The sequence below is a fragment of the Pantoea sp. R102 genome (assembly GCF_004916815.1).
GTDB classification, from domain to species: Bacteria; Pseudomonadota; Gammaproteobacteria; order Enterobacterales; family Enterobacteriaceae; genus Pantoea; species Pantoea dispersa.
Genome location: NZ_SDFT01000269.1, coordinates 1 through 6178 on the forward strand (window position 1 = coordinate 1; position 6178 = coordinate 6178).

Genomic DNA, 6178 nt, shown 5'->3' on the forward strand with positions numbered 1-6178 from the left:
TTGATGTCCGGCAGCTCGGCTTCCGGCAGCTCCGGCATCACCGCCACGGTACAGGCGGAAGTGTGAATGCGCCCCTGCGATTCGGTTTCCGGCACGCGCTGCACGCGATGACCGCCGGATTCAAACTTCATGCGACCGTAAGCCCCGTCACCGGTGATACGCGCAATGACTTCTTTGTAGCCGCCATGCTCGCCATCATTGGCGCTCATGATCTCCACCTGCCAGCGGCGCGCTTCGGCATAGCGGCTGTACATGCGGAACAGATCGCCGGCGAAAATCGCCGCTTCGTCGCCGCCGGTGCCGGCGCGCACTTCGATAAAGCACGGACGTTCATCGTCGGGATCTTTCGGCAGCAGCAGCACCTGAAGCTGCTGTTCCAGCACCTCGCGCTTTTCGCGCGATAGTTTCAACTCTTCCTGCGCCATGTCGCGCATTTCCGCATCGTCGAGCAGCATTTCAGCCGTTTCGACATCTTCCTGCACCTGCTGCCATTCGCGGAAACAACGGGTGACGTCGCTCAGCTGGGCATATTCACGTGATAACGCGCGGAAACGGTCCTGATCGCCAATTACGCCGGCATCGCCCAGTAACGCTTCAACTTCTTCATGGCGTTCCTGCAGCGCTTCCAGCTTGGCAACAATCGAGCTCTTCATCTAATAGAGGGTATCCCAGTGATAGGTCGTGACAGACCAGATTACTCTAAACCGAGGCTGTCACGTAAGATCTGCAGGCGTTCGCTGTCGCCGTCGCGCGCGGCCTGCTGCAGTGATTTGGTTGGTGCATGAATTAAACGGTTGGTGAGCTTGTGTGCCAGCTCCTGCAAGACTTTTTCGGCATCAGCACCCTGACGCAACGCCGCCAGCGCGCGCTCCTGCAGCTCAGCACGCACGTCGTCGGCCTGCGCGCGGTATTCGCGGATGGTCTCACCGGCGCTTTGCGCGCGCAGCCAGGCCATGAATTCACCGCTCTCCTGCACCACAATGCTTTCCGCCTGCACCGCCGCCGCTTTGCGCTGCGCCATGTTCTGCTCGATGATCGCCTGCAGATCATCCACGCTGTACAGGTAGGCGTTAGCCAGCTTGCCCACTTCCGGCTCGACATCGCGCGGCACGGCGATATCGACCAGCAGCATAGGCTGGTTGCGGCGCGCCTTCAGCGCCCGTTCCACCATGCCTTTACCAATAATCGGCAGCGGACTGGCGGTGGAGGAGATAATGATATCGGCATCGGCCAGGCGGGTTTCGATATCGGCAAGGCCGATCACTTCGGCGCCGACTTCGTCCGCCAGCAGCTGCGCGCGTTCGCGCGTGCGGTTGGCGATCATCAGTTTGCGCACGCTGTGTTCGCGCAGGTGACGCGCCACCAGTTCGATGGTTTCACCGGCACCGACCAGCAGCACGTTAACGCTGCTGAGTGATTCGAAAATCTGACGGGCTAAGGAGCAGGCAGCAAAGGCGACCGACACCGCGCTGGCGCCGATTTCGGTTTCGGTGCGCACGCGCTTGGCTACCGAGAAGGTTTTCTGGAACATGCGTTCCAGCTCGCTGCTCAGCGCATGGTCGCGCGAGGAGTCAGCATGGGCTTTTTTGACCTGACCGAGAATCTGTGGCTCGCCCAGCACCAGCGAGTCGAGCCCGCTGGCCACGCGCATCAGGTGGCTGACTGCCGCGTTGTCCTGATGCCAGTACAGGCTGTTGCGCACGTCCTCTTCACGTAAGTCGTGATACTCGCACAACCAGCGCACCAACTGCTCCTGCAGATCGGTCTGCTGCTCTACGCTGAGGTAGAGTTCCGTCCGGTTACAGGTAGAAAGCACCACCCCGCTCTGCACCATCGGCTGAGACAGCAAGCTGTTCAGCGCCTGGTCCAGCGTGTCTGGCGTGAACGAAACACGTTCGCGCAGCGCAACAGGTGCGGTTTTGTGGTTGATTCCGAGAGCAAGCAGCGTCATGGTGATTCGGGTTGGGAAGTCCCAATAATTGTCAGGTTTTGTGCTGCGCATTCTACAAGATGCAACAGATCAAGAAAAGCCATACAAAGCCTATGACTGTAATAAGATTAAACTGATCGTGCGCAATTATCCTGACATCGCCATTGACGGCACAGAGACGGATGGTTAGCGTTACCGGTTACGACGTAAAAACGTGTCTGAGGAGACGACCACGTGATGCATTTGCCCCCGCGCCAGCTGTTGCGCCTTTTGCCCCTTGCCAGCGTGTTGCTGGCTGCCTGTAGCATCAACAAACCCCAGCAAGGTCCCGGTCCCAGCACGACATCGCCGCAGTGGCAGCAACATCAGCAGGCGGTAGCGAAAATTACCCAGTACCAGACGCGCGGCGCGTTTGCCTATCTGTCGGATAAGCAGAAGGTTTATGCCCGCTTCAACTGGCAGCAAACTGCTGCAGACCGTTACCGTCTGCTGCTGACTAACCCGCTCGGCAGCACAGAACTGCAGCTCGACGCGCAGGGTTCGGTGGTGCAGATTGTCGATAACAAAGGCAAACGCTACGTCAGCAACGACGCGGAGAAGATGATTTCCCAGCTCACCGGCATGGATATTCCGCTGGCGAACCTGCGTCAGTGGATGATGGGTCTGCCTGGCGACGCCAGCGACTATCAGCTGAACAACAATTATCAGCTGCAAAGCCTGACCTACAGCCGCAACGGCCAGCAGTGGAAGGTGAATATCAGCGATTACGACAGCAAGGTGAACCCGCCGCTGCCGGCCAACCTCGAACTGACCGAAGGCGGTCAGCGCATCAAACTGCGCATGGATAGCTGGACCACACAATGATCACCACCTGGCCCGCGCCGGCAAAGCTCAACCTGTTTCTCTACATTACCGGCCGTCGTGCAGACGGCTACCACAATTTGCAGACGCTGTTTCAGTTTCTCGATGTTGGCGACACCCTGGAGATTATCCCGGATAACAGCGGCAGTATCACCCTGCTGACGCCGCTCGACGGCGTGGCCGATGAAGACAACCTGATCGTGCGGGCGGCGCTGGCGCTGCGCGCCGCAGCGGCGGACAAAGGCACGCTGCCGCCGCAGGCCGGTGCCCGGATCGCGCAGGAGAAGCGCCTGCCGATGGGCGGTGGTCTGGGCGGTGGTTCGTCTGATGCAGCGACGGTGCTGGTGGCGCTGAACCATCTGTGGCGCACCCAGCTCAGCGTGGATGAGCTGGCTACGCTTGGCGTGCGTCTCGGTGCCGATGTGCCGGTATTCGTGCGCGGCCACGCGGCGTTTGCCGAAGGGGTCGGCGAGCAATTGCAGCCCGCAAATCCTGCGGAAAAATGGTATCTGGTGGCGCATCCTGGTGTCAGCATCGCTACCCCGGATCTGTTTCGCGAGCCTGAACTGACGCGCGATTCACCAATACGCACATTAGATGAACTGTTGCAGCGTCCTTTTCACAATGATTGTGAAGCGGTAGCAAGAAAACGTTTTCGTGAGGTTGATGCGCTGCTTTCCTGGCTGCTAGAATACGCGCCGTCGCGCCTGACAGGGACCGGCGCTTGTGTGTTTGCTGAATTTGACACCGAGTCCGCTGCTCGTCAGGTGCTGGAGCTTGCCCCGAAATGGATGTGCGGATTTGTGGCGCGTGGGCTTAATCTCTCGCCGTTACAGCGCACCCTTTCCGGGCTCTAAGCGTAAACGTGACAGTGTCACCCTGTTCCAGACACTGCACGTGACGCATTAACACACCCGTATGAACAGGCTCAAATGTATTCGCCGGTTATTTTTGAGCGGTTCATTCTCTGGACGCCAAGCCTGAGGTTCTTCTCGTGCCTGATATGAAGCTATTTGCTGGTAACGCCACCCCGGAACTAGCACAACGTATTGCCAACCGCCTTTACACCAGCCTCGGAGACGCCGCTGTCGGCCGTTTCAGCGATGGCGAAGTAAGTGTACAGATTAATGAAAATGTACGCGGTGGTGATATTTTCATCATCCAGTCCACCTGTGCCCCCACCAATGATAACTTGATGGAGCTGGTTGTGATGGTCGACGCACTGCGTCGGGCTTCTGCTGGTCGTATTACTGCTGTAATCCCTTACTTTGGCTATGCCCGTCAGGACCGCCGCGTGCGTTCTGCCCGCGTGCCAATTACCGCCAAAGTTGTGGCTGATTTCCTCTCCAGCGTCGGCGTGGACCGTGTACTGACGGTTGACCTGCACGCTGAACAGATCCAGGGCTTTTTTGATGTCCCGGTGGATAACGTGTTCGGTAGCCCGATTCTGCTGGAAGATATGCTGCAGATTGGTCTGGAAAACCCAATTGTGGTTTCGCCGGACATCGGTGGCGTAGTGCGCGCTCGCGCTATCGCCAAACTGCTCAACGACACCGACATGGCCATCATCGACAAACGTCGCCCGCGTGCGAACGTGTCGCAGGTGATGCACATCATCGGTGACGTTGCCGGTCGTGACTGCGTACTGGTCGACGATATGATCGACACCGGCGGTACGCTGTGCAAAGCGGCTGAAGCACTGAAAGAGCGCGGTGCGAAACGCGTGTTCGCTTACGCTACCCACCCAATCTTCTCTGGCAACGCGGTGGAAAATCTGCGCAAATCAGTGATTGATCAGGTGATTGTTTGCGACACTATTCCGCTGTCGGAAGAGATGAAGTCACTGCCAAACGTGCGTACGCTGACGCTGTCTGGCATGCTGGCCGAAGCCATTCGTCGTATCAGCAACGAAGAATCGATTTCGGCGATGTTCGAACATTAATTGTTCGCGAAAAACCGGGCGCCCTGCCCGGTTTTTTATTGCCTTTGCGCGGAGTAACACCCCGATAAAGCCGCTTCCGCCGACACTATTTGCGCGATAAATGGCCTCAAAATACGCCAATCTCCCCGCCTTCCACTCTTTTTATCAGACAAGCGCATCCGGGCTTTAGCGGTCCAGTGATTAGTGATATTTTTCACCACACTTTTGCTGAGAACTCCGACCACCATGCCACTCGACATTTATACGTTGTTTATTTGCGAGCTCTACGTGCTGGGGTTTCTGAGCATTATTTTGATTTTTGCCTGGGTCGGGGCGCAGTACGACCGGGTGCTGGGTTTTACCACCCTGACGCTAATACTGACGCTTGCCGCCGTGCTGCTCAGCAGCCTGCGCAGCGCCGGTTTGCACTTTTTGCCGGTGGCGGTCGGGAATGTCATCATGCTGCTGGCCTACGGCACCCTGCTCAACGCCTTTCGTACTTTTTGCCGCCTTCCGCTCGGTTTTTGCTGGATCACTGGCGCGCTACTTTGGGCCCTGCTTTGTGCCTTTCCGCAGTTCTATCACGGCCAGCCGAAACGCGTGCTGGTCATGTGCCTGCTGTGCATCATCTTTACTGCCGCGCTGATTCGTCTGCTGTGGCAGGCGCGCGCCACGCTGACCGTCACTTTCTGGCCCGCACAGATACTGCTGTGGATCCACTTACTGTTCCATCTGGCACGCATTTTCCTTGACGATGCGGTGGCTACCCCGGTACCGGGTGCCATTGGCGGTTCCGGCTTTTCGGTGTATGTGATTCTGGAGTCGATCCTCTTCGTCATCGGCCTGACCTTCACCATTCTGGCGATGGTTAATGAGCGGACGCAGATCGCCCATAAACTGGCGTCGCTGCACGATCCGCTCACCGGCGTCTGGAACCGGCGCGCGCTGTTTGAAGCCGCAGAAAAACTGCTGCTGCGCCACGCACGTTTGCCGCAGCCCTATATTTACAGTGCAGTGCTGTTCGACCTCGATCATTTCAAAAGCATCAACGATCGCTATGGCCATCAGCAGGGGGATCGGGTGCTGGTCGATTTTTGTCAGGTGGTGAAAGCGTTAATGCCGGTTGAGGGTCAGTTTGCCCGGCTGGGCGGTGAGGAGTTTGCCGCGTTGCTTCCTGGCGACAGTGAGCAGGCGCAGCGCATATGTGAGCGTATCCGACTGGCGACACAGCTGTCGCTACCCAACGACATCGGTTATACGGTGAGCATTGGCTTTGCCACTGCCAGCCAGCGGCATCAGGCGTTTCCCGCCCTGCTGGCGCTGGCTGATGAGGCTTTGTATCGCGCTAAAGCCGCCGGACGTAACCGCGTCGAAGGTTATCAGACGCCGCAGGCGGCAATGGCGGAAGCCGGTTAGTGCGTTGAGTGGTGATCGCGACAGCAGCGTTTGTCACCGTAGTGACGCAT

The 6178-nt window shown here is 58.0% G+C and carries 6 protein-coding genes; 4 read left to right on the top strand and 2 right to left on the bottom strand.

All coding sequences use genetic code 11. The features are described 5' to 3' along the window. On the bottom strand, window positions 1-653 hold a 653-nt coding region (locus tag ERD80_RS21410; RefSeq protein ID WP_136548471.1), incomplete at its 3' end, for a PCRF domain-containing protein. Between the two features lie 41 nt (window positions 654-694). Beyond that, entirely contained in the window at window positions 695-1951 is a 1257-nt protein-coding gene (hemA, locus tag ERD80_RS21415) for a glutamyl-tRNA reductase (RefSeq protein ID WP_104188948.1), read from the bottom strand. 216 nt (window positions 1952-2167) lie between these two features. On the opposite strand from hemA, the gene lolB reads away from it, so the two are divergent. The 4 genes from lolB to ERD80_RS21435 all read left to right on the top strand — a co-directional run bounded on the left by lolB (window position 2168) and on the right by ERD80_RS21435 (window position 6128). Then, on the top strand, window positions 2168-2794 hold the full coding sequence (lolB, locus tag ERD80_RS21420) for a lipoprotein insertase outer membrane protein LolB (protein ID WP_021509937.1): 627 nt from the start codon (window positions 2168-2170) through the stop codon (window positions 2792-2794). Further along, window positions 2791-3648 (top strand): 4-(cytidine 5'-diphospho)-2-C-methyl-D-erythritol kinase, encoded by an 858-nt coding sequence (gene ispE / locus ERD80_RS21425; RefSeq protein WP_136548473.1) that lies wholly within the window; start codon window positions 2791-2793, stop codon window positions 3646-3648. The genes lolB and ispE overlap by 4 nt, the downstream gene beginning before the upstream one ends. 137 nt (window positions 3649-3785) lie before the next feature. Continuing rightward, entirely contained in the window at window positions 3786-4733 is a 948-nt protein-coding gene (gene prs, locus ERD80_RS21430; protein ID WP_006118899.1) for a ribose-phosphate diphosphokinase, read from the top strand. A gap of 225 nt (window positions 4734-4958) precedes the next feature. Further along, window positions 4959-6128 (top strand): GGDEF domain-containing protein, encoded by a 1170-nt coding sequence (locus tag ERD80_RS21435; RefSeq protein ID WP_058780682.1) that lies wholly within the window; start codon window positions 4959-4961, stop codon window positions 6126-6128. The last annotated feature ends 50 nt before the right edge of the window (window positions 6129-6178 follow it).

What these genes read in the sequence shown, in the direction of transcription:
- hemA (WP_104188948.1), bottom strand. Translation starts at nt 1,951, where the DNA reads ATGACGCTGCTTGCTCTCGGAATCAACCACAAAACCGCACCTGTTGCG.
- lolB (WP_021509937.1), top strand. Translation starts at nt 2,168, where the DNA reads ATGCATTTGCCCCCGCGCCAGCTGTTGCGCCTTTTGCCCCTTGCCAGC.
- ispE (WP_136548473.1), top strand. Translation starts at nt 2,791, where the DNA reads ATGATCACCACCTGGCCCGCGCCGGCAAAGCTCAACCTGTTTCTCTAC.
- ERD80_RS21435 (WP_058780682.1), top strand. Translation starts at nt 4,959, where the DNA reads ATGCCACTCGACATTTATACGTTGTTTATTTGCGAGCTCTACGTGCTG.